Here is a 14,963-nt window from a genome sequence, read left to right as displayed (position 1 = left end):
AACACAAGGCGAGATCGGCGACCCGACCAACCCCACAGCAGGCATTGGCGCCCGCGACAACGGTTCGGGCCCCGCAGCGCGCACCGTGCGCTCCAGCATCGAACTCGCTCCCGAATCCGTGTTCCCCTTCCTCGGTTCGGCCGACCAGAATCTGCGTGAGCTCGAGCAGTTGCTCGACGCGGACATTCACGTTCGCGGCAATTCCGTGACCCTCACCGGCAAGGCGGCCGACGTCGCCCTGGCCGAGCGGGTCATCGAACAGCTCATCGCGCTGACCGGCCGCAACAGAGTGGTGACGCCGGAGGCGGTGCGGCACACGGTGTCGATGCTGACCGAAGGTTCCTCGGACTCCCCCGCGGAGGTGCTGAGCCTGGACATCCTGTCCCGGCGCGGCAAGACCATCCGCCCCAAGACGCTGAACCAGAAGCGCTACGTCGACGCGATCGATGCCAACACCATCGTGTTCGGCATCGGTCCCGCGGGTACCGGCAAGACCTACCTGGCCATGGCCAAGGCCGTGCAGGCGCTGCAGACCAAGCAGGTCAACCGGATCATCCTCACCCGTCCCGCCGTCGAGGCGGGCGAGCGGCTCGGCTTCCTGCCCGGCACGCTCAACGAGAAGATCGACCCGTACCTGCGCCCGCTCTACGACGCGCTGCACGACATGATGGACCCCGAGGCGATCCCGAAGCTGATGGCCGCGGGCGTCATCGAGGTCGCGCCGCTGGCGTACATGCGCGGTCGCACGCTGAACGACTCCTTCATCATTCTCGACGAGGCGCAGAACACCACCGCCGAGCAGATGAAGATGTTCCTGACGCGTCTGGGCTTCGGCTCCAAGATCGTGGTCACCGGCGACATCACCCAGGTCGACCTGCCCACCGGCGCCCGCTCCGGTCTGCGCGCGGCGGCGGAGATCCTCACCGAGATCGAGGACATCCATTTCTCGGAGCTCACCAGCAGCGACGTCGTCCGCCACCGCCTGGTCTCGGACATCGTCGACGCCTACGACCGCTGGGAGGCCGCCCGGCCGCAGGTCACCCCCCACTACCCGGGTAACCGCGCCCAGCGCCGCGCCGCCAGCCGCGACCGCCGCTGAGCTCCGCGCGCACGACAGTCCATCGCACCGGCCGGGTGAACGACGGTCACCTCCGGTCGGTCCGGCCATGCGCGGGGCTGCGGGCGGATTGCGTTTATTAGGCTGTTCAGGTGAGCATCGAGATCGCCAACGAGTCGGGTATCGACGTACCCGAAGAAGACCTGGTCAGTGTTGCGCGGTTCGTGATCGCCCGGATGGACGTCCATCCGGCGGCCGAACTGTCGATGGTGCTCGTCGATCTCGACACCATGGCCGACCTGCACATGCGCTGGATGGACCTGCCCGGCCCCACCGACGTGATGTCCTTCCCGATGGACGAGCTCGAGCCGGGCGGTCGGCCGGACAGCCCCGAGCCGGGGCCCTCGATGCTCGGCGACATCGTGCTGTGTCCGGAGTTCGCGGCGGCGCAGGCGCGCAAGGCGGGGCATTCGCTCGAGCACGAGCTCGCGTTGCTCACCGTGCACGGCGTGCTGCACCTACTCGGCTACGACCACGCCGAGCCGGAGGAGGAGAAGGAGATGTTCGAACTCCAAGCCCGGCTGCTCGAGGAGTGGTACGAGAGCCTGCGCGAGGCACGGCGGCGCGCCGAACTCGCCGAGCGCGACGCCCGCCTGCTCGGCAAGGCCGGCTTCACCGGACCCGGTGACGCGCTGGGTCCCGCGTGAACTCACCGACCCTGATCGTGCTGGCCGTCTTGCTCGTGCCCGCGGGCGGCCTGTTCGCCGGTGTGGACGCGGCGCTGAACACGATCTCCCCGGCCCGCCTCGGCGACATGGTGCGCGCCGATCGGCCGGGCGCCGCGCGGTTGAGTCGCATCGTCGCCGACCGCGCCCGCTACGTGAACCTGATGGTGCTGCTGCGCGTGCTGTGCGAGATCGGCGCGACGGTGCTGCTCGCGGCGGCGCTCATCGAGATCTGGAACGACAACTGGGCGCTGCTGATCACCGCCGCGGTGATGGTGCTCGTCGACTACGTCGTGATCGGTGTCGGCCCGCGCACTCTCGGCCGCCAGCACGCGTACTCGCTCGCCTTGGCCGCCGCGCTGCCGCTGCAATTCATCGGCGCGCTGCTCGGCCCGGTCAGCAGGCTGCTGATCCTGATCGGTAACGCGATCACCCCCGGTAAGGGTTTCCGCAATGGTCCCTTCGCCTCGGAGATCGAGCTGCGCGAAGTGGTCGAGATGGCGAGCGAGCGCGGCGTGGTGGCCGACGACGAACGCCGGATGATCCAGTCGGTGTTCGAACTCGGCGACACCGCCGCGCGCGCGGTGATGGTGCCGCGCACCGAGATGGTGTGGATCGAGGCGGACAAGACGGCCTCGCAGGCCATGTCGCTCGCGGTGCGCAGCGGCCACTCCCGTATCCCGGTGGTCGGCGAGAACGTCGACGACATCCTCGGCGTGGTCTACCTGAAAGACCTTGTGCCGTACGCGGATCGCAGTCGCAAGGTGCGGGTGCGCGACGTGATGCGTCCCGCGGTGTTCATGCCCGACTCCAAGCCGCTGGACGACCTGCTCGACGAGATGCAGCGCCGCCGCAACCACATGGCGCTGCTGGTCGACGAATACGGCGGCATCGCGGGCCTGGTGACCATCGAGGACGTGTTGGAGGAGATCGTCGGAGAGATCGCCGACGAGTACGACACCGACGAGACCCCGCCGGTCGAGGAACTGGGCGAGGGCCACTTCCGGGTGTCGGCGCGGTTGTCCGTGGAGGATCTCGGCGAGCTCTACGGCATGGAGATCGAGGACGAGGACGTCGACACCGTGGGCGGTCTGCTCGCCCACGAACTCGGCCGGGTCCCGCTGCCCGGTTCGAAGATCGTGGTGCACGGGCTGGTGCTGCGCGCCGAAGGCGGACCGGATTCGCGCGGCCGGATGCGAGTCAACACGGTCCTGGTGCGCAAGGCGGCGGAGAAATCCGAGAAAGCGGGCGCGGTGGTGGCCGAGGGCGCAAAATCCAACGGCGGTAAGCGCAATGGCAACAAAGACGAGGATGGAGCAACCGATGACTGAACTGGACGCCGAGGACACCAAACTGCTGACCCTGGCGCGCGGCGCGATGGGCCGCACCGGCGGGACGGGCGGCGCGGCGATTCGCGACACCGACGGCCGCACCTACGCGGCGGGCGAGGTGGATCTGCACGCATTGCGGCTGACCGCGTTGCAGGCCGCCGTCGCGGCCGCCATCTCCAGCGGCGCCGAGGGCTTCGAGGCGGCCGTGGTGGTCGGCGGCCGGTTCTCCGACGCCGGGGTCACGGCGGTGCGCGAGGTATCCGGCGAAGCGCGGATCATCTTCACCGATCGCGCGGGCGCGGTGTTCGACATCGTCGACGACGCGGCGGGCGCCGAGGTGCAGGGTGGCTGACAAGTCCGGCTCCACCGAATTCCGTTCCGGCTTCGTCTGTTTCGTCGGCAGGCCGAACACCGGCAAGTCGACGCTGACCAACGCGCTGGTCGGCGCGAAGATCGCGATCACCTCCTCGCGACCGCAGACCACCCGCCACACCATCCGCGGCATCGTGCACCGCGATCACGCGCAGCTGATCCTGGTTGACACGCCCGGTCTGCACCGCCCGCGGACACTGCTCGGCCAGCGGCTCAACGACCTTGTGCGCGACACCTATTCCGAGGTCGACGTGATCGCGATCTGCATCCCGGCCGACGAGAAGATCGGCCCCGGCGACCGCTGGATCGTGCAGCAGATCAAGCAGATGGCGCCCAAGACCACGGTGCTCGGCGTGGTCACCAAGATCGACAAGGTGAGTCGAGACCAGGTCGCCGCCCAGCTGCTCGCCGTCTCCGAGCTGCTCGGTCCCGAGGCCGACGTGGTTCCGGTGTCGGCGGTCAAGGGCGAGCAGGTCGAGGTCCTCGTCGACGTCATCGCCTCGAAAATGCCGGAGGGCCCTGCCTTCTACCCCGACGGCGAGCTCACCGACGAGCCCGAGGAAACCCTCATGGCCGAGCTCATCCGCGAGGCCGCGCTGGAGGGCGTGCGCGACGAGCTGCCGCACTCGCTGGCCGTGGTGATCGAGGAGGTTCTCCCGCGCGAGGAGAACGAGGACATGTTGGACGTGCACGCGCTGCTGTACGTCGAACGACCCAGCCAGAAGGCCATCGTCATCGGCAAGGGTGGCAGCCGCCTCAAGGAGGTCGGCACCAACGCGCGCAAGCAGATCGAGCACATCCTCGGCGTGCGGATCTATCTGCACCTGCACGTCAAGGTCGCCAAGGACTGGCAGCGCGATCCGAAACAGCTTGGCAAGCTGGGCTTCTGAGCAAACGGTACGTTCGCGGACCGCGAACTCGAGCGAACAGCCCGCCCGAGTCCGATTTGTACCGGTACAGTCCCGGTTGACGCCCGGGTGTGCGTCGCAGCCACGCATTCCACGGGGGAGGCCGTCGAATTGACCGATACCGCCAACGATGTCCCCAAACTGCTCGAGCTACTACGCGCGCTCGAAGTGCCCGACGCGAAGCCGCGAGTGTTTCGGACGTTGCTGCGGCGTAGGCGTCCGCTGCCGCGCCCGGTCGTCGGTCTGGTCGGCGCGGGCGCGGGCGGCGCGCTGCTCGTCGAGATCTACCGCTGGCTAGGGGAATCCGGTGGCAGGCGGGCGACGCCGCGGGCACGGGTGGATCTACAGGCGCCGGATCTGCCGCCCGACGCGCTGACACCCGACCCGAACGCGACGGGCGAGGAGATCCAGGGGCACTGCCTGCCCATCGTGCATCGGTTGGTCGAGGGCTTCTCCACCGACGACACGGCGATGGGGCCGATCAAGTTCCCGCGCTACCGCACCGCGGATTGGCTTACCCGCCAACGTGTTACCAGCGACGAGACCGAGGCCACGGTCGAACTGCGCTCGCGGCTGCCGCGCCTGCTGCGCAGCGGCTCGCCGACGGACCGCTCCGACACCGCCGAGGGCGTCAGCGGCGACACCATCTCCCGGCTGGTGTTCGGTGTACTCGCGCTGTGGCCGGTGCTGCGGCTGTGGCTGTGGATCAGCGGGCGCATCCCCGGCATGTCGAAGGTCACCCGCTGGTTCATGCGCCAGCGCTACCTCGCGCCCGAATTGTCGGACAGCTTCCTGGGTTTCGCGACCAGGCTGACCGCGTCGCGGCGCAGCGACGAGGACCAGGAGCAGGTCGCCAAGCTGCTGGTGCACGCCTTCCTCGAAGACATGCGCGACGCGTACCGCAAGCGGTTGTGGCGCCCATCGAGCTGGCGGCGCACCGCCTATCCGGTGGCGCTGCTCAGCGGGGTCGACGAACACGGCGCCGGTAGGCAATTGATCCAATGGATCAACAACATTCGCAACGAGACCGGGCATTTCGATCCCCTGGTCGTGCTCGCCTGCCTGGATTACGACCCCGCCCCGCCCGCTGAGCCCGACGAGCCCGACGACGCTCCAGGACGGACGCCGCAGCTGGCCAGGATCGGCGATCTCGAGCACCTCGACACCCTCGAAAGCCTGGTCGACCGCCCGTATTCCGGGCAGCAGCCGGATCCGCTGCAACGCTGGTTGCGCGACATCGACAACATGCGCACGAATCGGTCCGAGGACGCGTGGTTCCTGCCGCTGCGCGTGCGGCTGCCGGACCCGCTCGACGGCCGCGTGCGCGATCCCAGCCTGGCGCACCTCGCGGTGCCGCCCTCGCCGCCGCTGGCCGCCCGCAAGTGGTTCGTCGCGATGTGCGTGCTCATTCCGATCGGACTGCTGGTGGCCGCCGCGCTGGTCTACATTCCGCCGCTGCGCGGCGCGCCGTGCGCGCACTGGCCGTGGACGCCCGGCATCTCGGTGCAGCAACGCGACGGCGAGTGCGTCGGCTACAGCGACAACGCCGACCAGGTCTTCACCGACGATCCGGAGCTGACGGCGATGCAGCGCGAGGTCTTCCGGCTCAACGTCGCCGCCGCCGACGCGCGCCGCGACAACCCGCGACGGCCGCTCATCACGCTGATCTACTTCTCCGGACTCAGCTACGTGGACACGAACGTGCGGTACCCGCACGCCCAGGTCGAGGAGCTCGCCGGACTCGCGGTGCAGCAGCGCCGCGCACTGCTCGCCTCCGACGAGTCCGAACCGCTGCTGCGGGTCGTCGTCGCCAACGGCGGCTCCGATATGCGGCACGCGACGTGGGTGGTCGACCATCAGCTGCGCGGCCTGCTGAGCGACGAACCCGGCATCCTCGGCGTGGTCGGCATGGATCGCAGCAACGCCGAAACCCGCCGTGCCATCGGACGGCTCGGCGAACTCGGCGTTCCGGTGGTCGCGACGACGCTCTCGGCCGACGGCCTGGAGAAGTCCTCGCCGCTGTATTTCCAAGCGGCGCCGAGCAATACGACGCAGGCCAAGCTGATCGCGGACTACGTGCAGGGCGCGCGCCATCCGGCGGGCGCGCCACGGGCGGGTCAGCCGCGCTACAACCAGGTCGTCATCTACCACCCGAAGGCCGACGGCGACATCTACGTCGAGACCCTGGTCGAGGACCTGCGCGGCGAACTGGAGCGCCGCGGCGTGCCCTACCGGCGCATGGAGTGGACCGAACAGCAGGAGCTGAATCGTTTTCCCGCCCCTTGCGAGACAACGGATTTCGATCGCGGCACCCTGCTGTTCTTCGCGGGCCGCAACGACGATTTCGCGACCTTCGCCAAATCGGTCAGCCGCGGCTGCCTGACCGGCGAGTCGCCCGCCATCCTCGGCAACGACACGGTGACCCGCCTGATCACCGATCAGAAGGCGATGGCGGCGCTGCCCGCCAATCTGTCGGTCCGCTACGTCGCCAAGGCGGCGCCGGTGATGCTCGGCGGCGCCGAATGTGTCCGCGGCAACGGCGAACTCGGTGACGAGCCGGTCGCCTTCGACTACCAGCAGCTGTGCGCCGAGCTGGCCGTGCTGATCGACGACCTGCGCGCCTACCCGCAGATGGCCGACTACCAGCCGTCCTGGCCCGGCGACCGGACCGGCCTCGCCTACGACGTGGTCGGGCTGTTCCTGCGCGCGGTGCGCACGGGGCCGCAGCACACCGACGGTTCGATCAACCGCACGGCCGTCGCGATGCAGTTGCGCGAGACGGACTATCGCGGCGTCACCGGCACGCTCGGCTTCACGACCAGCCGGATCGCGGACGGGTCGTCGATCGCGGTGCTCGTCACGGCGGGCGTCGGGCAGCCGGGTCCGCAGCAATGCCTGGTGATGTCGCCGCGTCCCGCCGAAGGGGACGGGTGTCCGTCGGGAACGAAGAGCGCGTCGGAGGACTGGTCGCCGCCCCGGCGTTGAGTTGTGGTGCGCTGGCGCTGGATTGTCGTGAGCTGGGCTCAGCGGTGAGCTGGGCCACGAAAACCAGTCCGCACCGGACGCGTCTGTATAGTGGGCCCGGTGGAGGGGAGTACTCCCCCGACGTCAGCCCCGTCAGTACGGATCCGCCGCGGATCCCGGGGTGGCGGCCCGGCCCTGATCCGATGTGGCCGGGTGGAAGAGACCTCCGGTAGCGACGCATGTCGTCGTGGATACCGGAGGTTCCGTCGTGGATGTTTCGTCGACCCTGTGGGTCGCCACCATCGTGGTGCTCGGCGCATTGATCGCCGTCGACTTCTTCATCGGGCGCAAGCCGCACGAGGTGTCGCTGAAGGAAGCCGGGATCTGGACCGTGGTTTGGATCGCGCTCGCCGTGCTGTTCGGGCTCGGGCTCTGGGCGTTCGCGGGTGGACAGCCCGCCGGGGAGTTCTTCGCGGGCTTCGTCACCGAGAAGTCCCTCAGCGTGGACAACCTGTTCGTCTTCGTCCTGATCATGGCGAGATTCGCGGTGCCGACGAAGTACCAGCAGCGGGTGCTGCTGATCGGCGTGCTCCTCGCGCTCGTGCTGCGCGGTGTGTTCATCGCCGCGGGCGCCACCCTGATCGCCAGCTTCTCCTGGATCTTCTACCTGTTCGGCGCCTTCCTGGTGTGGACCGCGTGGAAGCTGATCAAGGAGGCACGCGCAGGCGGCGAGCAGGAGGAGTTCGAGGAGAACCGCCTGCTGAAGAGCCTGGAGCGGCGCTTCGGCGTGGCCGACCGGTACCACGGCACCAAGCTTTGGGTCGTGCAGAACGGCAAGCGGATCATGACGCCGATGCTGGTGGTCATCCTGGCGATCGGCACCACCGACCTGCTGTTCGCCCTGGACTCCATTCCGGCCATCTTCGGCCTGACCCAGAACCCGTACATCGTCTTCACCGCCAACGCCTTCGCGCTGATGGGTCTGCGCCAGCTGTACTTCCTCATCGGCGGACTGCTGACCAAGCTCGTGCACCTGAGCTACGGCCTCTCGGCCATCCTCGGCTTTATCGGCGTCAAGCTGTTCATGCACGCGCTGCACGAGTCGGGCGTCGCGGTGCCGGAGATCTCCATCGGCGTCTCGCTCGCGGTGATCGTCGGTGTGCTGACGGTGACCACGATCTCCAGCCTGATCGCGACCAAGCGTCAGGAGCGCGCGGAACTCACCGCCGCGCGCAGCTGACGAACCGCCCGGGCCGGGCGACCAGCTCCGCCCGGGCGCTCACCACCAGGGTTCGGGACGGTGGCGATCCCAGCGCAGCTCGGACTCGAGTTGCGCCGCAACGGAAATCAGCAGCGGTTCGGTGGCCGCGGCGCCCATCAGCTGGGCGCCGACCGGCAGTCCCGCGTCGGTGAAACCGGCGGGCACGTTCACGCTCGGCCAACCGAGCACGTTCCACGGCCAGGTGTAGGGGCAGGCGGCGGTGATGAGGTTGTTGGTGGCGTTGACGCCGATGCCGTCGATCTCCTCGGCGCGCGGCGGGGGAGTGGCGGTAGTGGGCGCGAGCACCAGGTCGTAGTCGTCGAAGAAGGTGCCGATGCGCTTGTGCAGCAACGGTTCCGCCTGCCGGGCCGCGAAGAGCGCGGGCCCGCCGAGCACCCGGCCGAAGCGGACGTTGGCGCGGGTGCGCGGGTCCACCTCGGCGCCCGGCATCCGGTCGTGCATGGCGCGAATGCCCGCCATCGAGCGCGGCAGGAACGACGCGCCGATGAGCAGTCCGTAGTGCAGGTCGGCCACGGTGACCGAGTGCCCGAGCTTGCGCAAGGTCGAGGCGATGCCGCGTACCGCGGCGCGCACCTCCGGGTGCAGCGCGGTCTTGGTCGCGGTGAACGGAATACGCAGGGACAGCGCGATCTTCAGACGTCCGGGGTCGCGTCCGACGGCATCGGAGGCGCGAATCGGTTCGGGGGTGTGCCGGTCGCCCTTGTGCGGTCCCGCCGCCGCGTCCAGCAGCAGGGCCGCGTCGGCGACCGTGCGTGCCAGCGGTCCGTTGACCGTGAGGCCCTGGAACGCTTCGGCTTCCGGCCAGGTGGAGACGCGTCCGCGCTGCGGTTTGATGCCGACGAGGTTGGTCCACGCCGCCGGGATCCGGATCGAGCCCGCGCCGTCGGAACCCAGTGCGGCGGGCACCAATCCGGCCGCCACCGCGGCCGAGGAGCCGCCCGACGAACCACCCGGCGTGTGCTCGCGGTGCCACGGGTTGCGGGTGTGCCCGAAGGCCGCGCCGCTGGTGAAGGGCAGCTGGCCGAGTTCGCAGGTGTTGGTCTTGCCGACGATCACCGCGCCCGCCGCGCGTAGTCGCCGAACCGACTCGGCGTCCTCGGTTTTCGGCGTGAAGTTGCCGCCGCAGCCGAACGCCGTCGGCTCACCGGCGATGTCGGTGTCGTCCTTGACGGCGATCGGCACGCCGAGCAGCGGCAGGCGCTCGCCCGCGGCCAGTCGCCGGTCGGCCTCGGCCGCCTCCGCCAGCGCGCGGTCCCTGCGGACCACGCGGAACGCGTTCAGCGTCGGCTGACTCGCCTCGATCCGGTCGAGCGCGGCGGCCACGGCCGCGGTAGAGCTGACCGTGCCCGCGGCGAGCGCACCGGCCAGCTCGGCGAGGCCCGTCTCGCCCGCGGGCGTCGCGCCCGCCGCCGAGTCCGGTTCGTCGGCAGGCCTGAGCGCTCGTTTCGGCACCGTCATGTGAGCTCCCTCTCTTCGGTCGTCCGGTGTGAACCGTAGCGCTGTATTGGACGACCGTCCACATGGGTTATCGCCGAGGGGCGCCGAAGTGCATCACCGATGTTTCCGCACGTCGCGGAGCTGGGGCGATCCGAGTGGCTATAGACATACATTCGGTATGTATGTAAAAGTGGACGGGACGCCCGACCTTCTGGAGGAAGCCATGGGAATCAGCCCGTCACTCGGTCCCGCGCACGAGATCGACCTGCCCGGCGCCCGCGTCCGCTACCACGAGACCGGCACCGGCGCGCCCGTCGTCTTCGTGCACGGCCTGCTCGTCAACGCCGATCTCTGGCGCGCGGTGGTGCCCGCCGTCGCCGCGGCGGGCTACCGCTGCCTGACGCCCGACTGGCCGCTCGGCTCGCACTCGATCCCGGTGCCCGAGGCGGACCTGACGCCGACCGGAGTGGCCGACCTGATCGCCGCCTTCCTGGAGCGGCTCGACCTGACCGACGTCACCCTGGTCGCCAACGACACCGGCGGCGCGATCACCCAGGTACTGCTGGCCAGGAACACCGCCCGCGTCGGCCGCGTGGTGCTCGCTTCGGTGGACAGTCACGAGAAGTTCCTGCCGCAGCCGTTCACCCTGCTGCCGCTGCTGGCCCGCGTGCCGGGTTCGATCCGCCCGCTCACCGAGACGCTGCGCCTGCGCGCGCTGCACCGGCTGCCGCTCGCCTTCGGCTGGGTGAGCAAGCGCCCGGTGCCCGCCGAGTACGTCGACTCGTATCTGCTGCCGAGCCGCCGCTCCGGCGCCATTCGAAAAGACCTGCGGCGCTTCCTGAAATCCGCGCACCGCCGCTACACGCTGGACGCCGCGACCCGGTTCGGCGACGTCCGGCTGCCGGTGCTGATCGTGTGGGCGCGCGAGGACAAGCTGTTCCCCGTCGCCTACGCCGAGCGGCTGGCGCGCGAGTTCCCCGACGCCACCTTGGAACTCGTCGACGACTCCTACACCTTCCTGCCCGAGGATCAGCCCGAGTTGCTCACCCAGCGGATTCTGGAGTTCACTCGGCTGCATGCCACGCCGTAGTCAGGAGGACCGCTCCCGCACGACAAGGGCCGCCCTGGAAGAGGCGGGGCGGCGCCTGTTCGCGGACCGCGGTTTCGCGGCGACCTCCGCCGAGCAGTTGGTGACCGAGGCGGGCGTCACCCGCGGCGCACTGCACCACCACTACGGCGACAAGCGCGGGCTGTTTCGCGCGGTGCTCGAACGGCTCGAGTCGGACAACACCGCGGAGATCCGCGCGGCCATCGCCGCCGTCGATCCCGGCGACATCCTCACCTCGATGGCCGTCGGCATGAACGTCTTCCTCGACATCTGCCAGCGCCCTGAGATGATCCGCATCGCGCTCTACGACGCGCCGGCCGTGCTCGGCTGGGAGGAGTGGCGCGCCTTCGAGGCACGGCACGGGCTCGGCCTGATCGTCGCCGAGTTGGAGCGGGCCCGCGCCGCCGAGCTCATCGCCGACGTGCCCGTCGACATCCTGGCCCGGCTGCTGCTCAGCGCCGTGACCGAGGCGGGCTTGATCGTCTCGCACGCCGAGGACAAGGAAGCCGCCCGCGCGCAGGCCCAGCAATCGCTGCTGTTGCTGGTCGCGGGATTGCTGCGCACCTGATTCGCGCGGAGGCGCGGCGGCCGCGGGCTGTCGCCGGTTCGTGGGAGGATGAGCACGTGCGTTTGTATCGGGATGAGGCGGTCGTGGTGCGCCAGCACAAGCTGGGTGAGGCGGACCGCATCGTCACGCTGCTGACGCGTCAGCACGGCCTGGTCCGGGCGGTCGCCAAGGGAGTGCGGCGGACCAAGTCCCGATTCGGCGCCCGATTGGAGCCGTTCTCCTACATCGACGTCCAGCTGCATCCCGGCCGCACGCTCGACACCGTCACCCAGGTGCACACCGTCGAATCCTTCGCCGCCGACATCATCGACGACTACGGCCGCTACACCACCGCCTGCGCGGTGCTGGAGACGGCCGAACGCCTCGCGGGCGAGGAACGCGCGCCCGCCCCGCGCCTGCACGCGCTGACCGCGAGCGCGCTCCGCGCCATCGCCGCCAAGCAGCGCCCGCACGAACTCATCCTCGACGCGTTCCTGTTGCGCGCCATGGGTTTCGCGGGCTGGGCGCCCGCGCTGGACGAATGCGCCAAGTGCGCGACCCCGGGCCCGCACCGGGCCTTCCACGTGGCGGCGGGCGGCGCCGTCTGCGTGCACTGCCGCCCGCCCGGCGCGGCCACCCCGGCGCCGGGTGTGCTGGATTTGCTCGTCGCCCTGCTGAAGGGGGAGTGGGACTACATCGCGACGGTGCCCGATTCGGTGCGCCGTCAGGCCAGCGGGCTGGTCGCCGCCCATCTGCAATGGCATCTGGAGCGTCAGCTGCGGACGTTGCCCCTGATCGAGCGCACCAAGACGCCGACGCCCGCGGGACACGTCGGCTGAGCCTTTCGCCCTGATCGCGGCCGTGCTCGGCCGGTCGGCGGGTAGATCCGCGGAGGTCGTCTCGGCTCCCGGCCCGGATGGCAGGATGGAGGCCGTGATCCTCCGTCGAGACTCCTCCACCGCGACAAGGCCGAGCAGCGGGCAGCAGAACCGCGTCGTCCGTCCGCCGTCGCCGCACCCCTCGGGCGCGCGGCCGCCGCAGCTGCCCCCGGAACTGGTTCCCAACCACGTGGCGCTGGTGATGGACGGCAACGGCCGGTGGGCTCAGGAGCGCGGGCTGCCGCGCACCGCGGGGCACGAGCGCGGCGAGGCGGTGCTGATGGACACCGTCGAGGGCTGCATCGAGATCGGCGTGAAGTGGCTCTCGGCGTACGCGTTCTCCACGGAGAACTGGCGGCGCAGCCCCGACGAGGTGCGCTTCCTGATGGGCTTCAACCGCGACGTGATCCGGCGCCGCCGCGACGAGATGCACGAGATGGGCGTGCGGGTGCGCTGGGCGGGTCGGCGACCGCGCCTGTGGCGCAGCGTGATCAAAGAGCTGGAGATCGCCGAGGAACTCACCGAGGACAACACGACGATGACGCTGACGATGTGCGTCAACTACGGCGGTCGCGCCGAAATCGCCGATGCGGCAAGGGAAATCGCGCGGCGCGTGGCGGCGGGTGAGATCGATCCGGAGAAGGTCACCGAGGCCACCCTCGCGCAGTACCTCGACGAGCCCGACATGCCCGACGTCGACCTGTTCCTGCGGCCGTCCGGCGAATTCCGCAGCTCGAACTTCCTCATCTGGCAGTCGGCCTATGCCGAATACGTGTACCAGGACACGCTGTTTCCCGATTTCGACAGGCGCAACCTGTGGGAGGCCTGCCTCCAGTACGCTTCGCGTGACCGCCGCTTCGGCGGCACCAAGTGAGCGGCGGACCGGAGATGGACGCGGCGGTCACCCCCGATCGGGAACTCCAAGCGCGGGCGGGCGCGTGTCTTTCCCAGTACGGCATCGACGTGCGCGTCGACCCGGAGGGTTCGCTCGGCTTTCAGTACGAGGGCGCGCTGTGTTCGCTGCGCGCGGTGACCCTGGCTCCCGGCCTCGACGTGCTGTCCACGACCTGCGTACTGGCCTGGGACCGCCCGCTGAAACCGCAGCTGCACAAGCGAGTCGCCGAGCGCAACAACAACTTGCAGTTCGGCTCGCTCACCGTGATCGGCCGCGACAAACTCGCCGACGTCATCCTGCGCTACACCTTCCCCGCCGCGGGCCTGGACGATCAGGCGCTGACCACCATGCTGCTGCTCGTCCTGTCCGGCGCGGGCCGGGCGCGCCAGGGTCTGCTGCCCTGACGTTCACGGCCGCGAGTTCGGCAAACGCCCTGGCTGATCGGCGAATGCTGGGGAGTCGCCGCGCCGCCGATGGCAATCGGTGGATGCGCACCGAAGAGGGCTCGGGTCTCGCGGCACGCTCCGACGACGGCCGGTCGTTCGTCGTCGCCGACGCAGGTGGAAGCGCCTTCGTCGCCGGTTCCCTGGTGGTCGTGGCCGCCGAAGGCCGCCGCCAACTGGCGCTGGTGGATCGCCGCCGAGGGTCGCAAGTACGGGCTGTGGCTGCTGCTGTCGACCCAGCGGCCGTCGAAGGTGCACCCCGGGATCCTGTCCCAGTGCGACAACCTCTTGAATTCGGTGCTGCTCAGCGGGCGACGGGCTTGCCGACCGGGATGAGCAGGTCGACGCCGCGGGCGAGGGTGTCGGGGTCGAGGTCTTCCAGGATCAGGTGTTGCAGGATGAAGCCGGGCAGGAAGCCGATGATCGCCTTGGCCACCGCGTCGGTGTCGGCGTCCTCCGGTAGCCAGCCCTGCTCGCGCATGCGCACCGCGTAGTCGCGCCAGAGGTCGCGCATCGCGTGCATGGTCTCGCGCACGGGCTCGGCCGCTTCGTCGTGCACCAATGCCAGGGCCCACGCTTGCGGCGCCAAGCGCACCGGCCCGTCGGGTCCGCTGCGGCGGACCACTTCCTCGGCGATGCCGCGCACCAATTGCGCGGGCGTCGGCAGCGGGTCGGTGCGCACCGCCTGCGCGATCGCGGCGCGCAAGTCGACGGTGGTCTGGGTGGCCAGCGCCGCGATGATCTCGTTCTTGCTCTTGAAGTAGCGGTAGACCGCGCCCGCCGAGAGCCCCGATTCGGTGAACACGTCCTGCATCGAGGTCTCGAAGAAACCCTTGCGGCCGAAGCACAGTCGCGCGGCGTCGAGGATCTGCTGTCTGCGGCGTTCCAGGTGTTCTTCGCTGACTCGGGGCATGAGCCCAAAGTAAAACGAATATCCGTTCTTGACAAGCTGCGGAGGCCGTGCCACGGTAAGGACATCAAAAGAGAACGAGCATTCGATTTATTGGGAGAATGTC

15 protein-coding genes are annotated in these 14,963 nt (G+C 69.5%); 13 read left to right on the top strand and 2 right to left on the bottom strand.

All coding sequences use genetic code 11. The features are described 5' to 3' along the window. Positions 1 to 43 precede the first annotated feature (43 nt). From ABZV58_RS15300 to ABZV58_RS15270, 7 genes are all read left to right on the top strand, one after another. Entirely contained in the window at positions 44 to 1,099 is a 1,056-nt protein-coding gene (locus ABZV58_RS15300; RefSeq protein ID WP_355001145.1) for a PhoH family protein, read from the top strand. Positions 1,100 to 1,209: 110 nt separating this feature from the next. Beyond that, complete coding sequence (gene ybeY, locus ABZV58_RS15295; RefSeq protein ID WP_355000751.1) at positions 1,210 to 1,764, top strand: rRNA maturation RNase YbeY; 555 nt, start codon at positions 1,210 to 1,212, stop codon at positions 1,762 to 1,764. Continuing rightward, positions 1,761 to 3,113 carry a hemolysin family protein gene (locus ABZV58_RS15290; RefSeq protein WP_355000750.1) on the top strand — a complete coding sequence of 451 codons (1,353 nt, stop codon included), beginning with the start codon at positions 1,761 to 1,763 and terminating at the stop codon, positions 3,111 to 3,113. The genes ybeY and ABZV58_RS15290 overlap by 4 nt, the downstream gene beginning before the upstream one ends. After that, positions 3,106 to 3,465 carry a cytidine deaminase gene (locus ABZV58_RS15285; RefSeq protein ID WP_355000749.1) on the top strand — a complete coding sequence of 120 codons (360 nt, stop codon included), beginning with the start codon at positions 3,106 to 3,108 and terminating at the stop codon, positions 3,463 to 3,465. Before ABZV58_RS15290 ends, ABZV58_RS15285 begins: the two co-directional genes overlap by 8 nt. Then, on the top strand, positions 3,458 to 4,375 hold the full coding sequence (gene era / locus ABZV58_RS15280; RefSeq protein WP_355000748.1) for a GTPase Era: 918 nt from the start codon (positions 3,458 to 3,460) through the stop codon (positions 4,373 to 4,375). Before ABZV58_RS15285 ends, era begins: the two co-directional genes overlap by 8 nt. A 129-nt stretch (positions 4,376 to 4,504) precedes the next feature. After that, positions 4,505 to 7,378, top strand: a complete 2,874-nt coding sequence (locus tag ABZV58_RS15275) for a hypothetical protein (RefSeq protein WP_355000747.1) — start codon at positions 4,505 to 4,507, stop codon at positions 7,376 to 7,378. Positions 7,379 to 7,625: 247 nt separating this feature from the next. Next, positions 7,626 to 8,597 (top strand): TerC family protein, encoded by a 972-nt coding sequence (locus ABZV58_RS15270; RefSeq protein ID WP_355000746.1) that lies wholly within the window; start codon positions 7,626 to 7,628, stop codon positions 8,595 to 8,597. A gap of 39 nt (positions 8,598 to 8,636) precedes the next feature. Here ABZV58_RS15270 and ABZV58_RS15265 read toward each other — a convergent pair whose 3' ends face one another. After that, positions 8,637 to 10,097: an amidase gene (locus ABZV58_RS15265; RefSeq protein ID WP_355000745.1), complete on the bottom strand. Its 1,461-nt coding sequence runs from the start codon at positions 10,095 to 10,097 to the stop codon at positions 8,637 to 8,639. Positions 10,098 to 10,299: 202 nt separating this feature from the next. On the opposite strand from ABZV58_RS15265, the gene ABZV58_RS15260 reads away from it, so the two are divergent. The 6 genes from ABZV58_RS15260 to ABZV58_RS15235 all read left to right on the top strand — a co-directional run bounded on the left by ABZV58_RS15260 (position 10,300) and on the right by ABZV58_RS15235 (position 14,283). Then, positions 10,300 to 11,166: an alpha/beta hydrolase gene (locus tag ABZV58_RS15260; protein WP_355000744.1), complete on the top strand. Its 867-nt coding sequence runs from the start codon at positions 10,300 to 10,302 to the stop codon at positions 11,164 to 11,166. Continuing rightward, positions 11,153 to 11,752, top strand: coding sequence for a helix-turn-helix domain-containing protein (locus ABZV58_RS15255; RefSeq protein WP_355000743.1), 600 nt, complete (start codon positions 11,153 to 11,155; stop codon positions 11,750 to 11,752). The genes ABZV58_RS15260 and ABZV58_RS15255 overlap by 14 nt, the downstream gene beginning before the upstream one ends. A 56-nt stretch (positions 11,753 to 11,808) precedes the next feature. Further along, positions 11,809 to 12,570: a DNA repair protein RecO gene (recO, locus tag ABZV58_RS15250; protein ID WP_067787217.1), complete on the top strand. Its 762-nt coding sequence runs from the start codon at positions 11,809 to 11,811 to the stop codon at positions 12,568 to 12,570. A gap of 85 nt (positions 12,571 to 12,655) precedes the next feature. Next, on the top strand, positions 12,656 to 13,483 hold the full coding sequence (locus ABZV58_RS15245; protein WP_355000742.1) for an isoprenyl transferase: 828 nt from the start codon (positions 12,656 to 12,658) through the stop codon (positions 13,481 to 13,483). 14 nt (positions 13,484 to 13,497) lie between these two features. Further along, complete coding sequence (locus tag ABZV58_RS15240) at positions 13,498 to 13,908, top strand: hypothetical protein (RefSeq protein WP_355001144.1); 411 nt, start codon at positions 13,498 to 13,500, stop codon at positions 13,906 to 13,908. 156 nt (positions 13,909 to 14,064) lie between these two features. Continuing rightward, complete coding sequence (locus ABZV58_RS15235) at positions 14,065 to 14,283, top strand: hypothetical protein (RefSeq protein ID WP_355001172.1); 219 nt, start codon at positions 14,065 to 14,067, stop codon at positions 14,281 to 14,283. Here the strand turns inward: ABZV58_RS15235 and ABZV58_RS15230 are convergent. After that, positions 14,252 to 14,860: a TetR/AcrR family transcriptional regulator gene (locus ABZV58_RS15230; RefSeq protein ID WP_355000741.1), complete on the bottom strand. Its 609-nt coding sequence runs from the start codon at positions 14,858 to 14,860 to the stop codon at positions 14,252 to 14,254. The two genes, ABZV58_RS15235 and ABZV58_RS15230, sit on opposite strands and share 32 nt — an antisense overlap. Positions 14,861 to 14,963 lie beyond the last annotated feature (103 nt).

Source organism: Nocardia sp. NPDC004654 (assembly GCF_040609595.1).
In the GTDB taxonomy this organism is placed as follows: Bacteria; Actinomycetota; Actinomycetes; order Mycobacteriales; family Mycobacteriaceae; genus Nocardia.
The sequence above is the reverse complement of the archived record's forward strand: the minus strand, read 5'-3'. Positions and strand labels throughout refer to the sequence as shown.

Bases quoted from the DNA above. Each gene is read 5' to 3' on its own strand.
- ABZV58_RS15285 (WP_355000749.1), top strand. From the start codon at position 3,106: ATGACTGAACTGGACGCCGAGGACACCAAACTGCTGACCCTGGCGCGC.
- ABZV58_RS15265 (WP_355000745.1), bottom strand. From the start codon at position 10,097: ATGACGGTGCCGAAACGAGCGCTCAGGCCTGCCGACGAACCGGACTCG.
- ABZV58_RS15260 (WP_355000744.1), top strand. From the start codon at position 10,300: ATGGGAATCAGCCCGTCACTCGGTCCCGCGCACGAGATCGACCTGCCC.
- ABZV58_RS15255 (WP_355000743.1), top strand. From the start codon at position 11,153: ATGCCACGCCGTAGTCAGGAGGACCGCTCCCGCACGACAAGGGCCGCC.
- ABZV58_RS15245 (WP_355000742.1), top strand. From the start codon at position 12,656: ATGGAGGCCGTGATCCTCCGTCGAGACTCCTCCACCGCGACAAGGCCG.
- ABZV58_RS15240 (WP_355001144.1), top strand. From the start codon at position 13,498: ATGGACGCGGCGGTCACCCCCGATCGGGAACTCCAAGCGCGGGCGGGC.
- ABZV58_RS15230 (WP_355000741.1), bottom strand. From the start codon at position 14,860: ATGCCCCGAGTCAGCGAAGAACACCTGGAACGCCGCAGACAGCAGATC.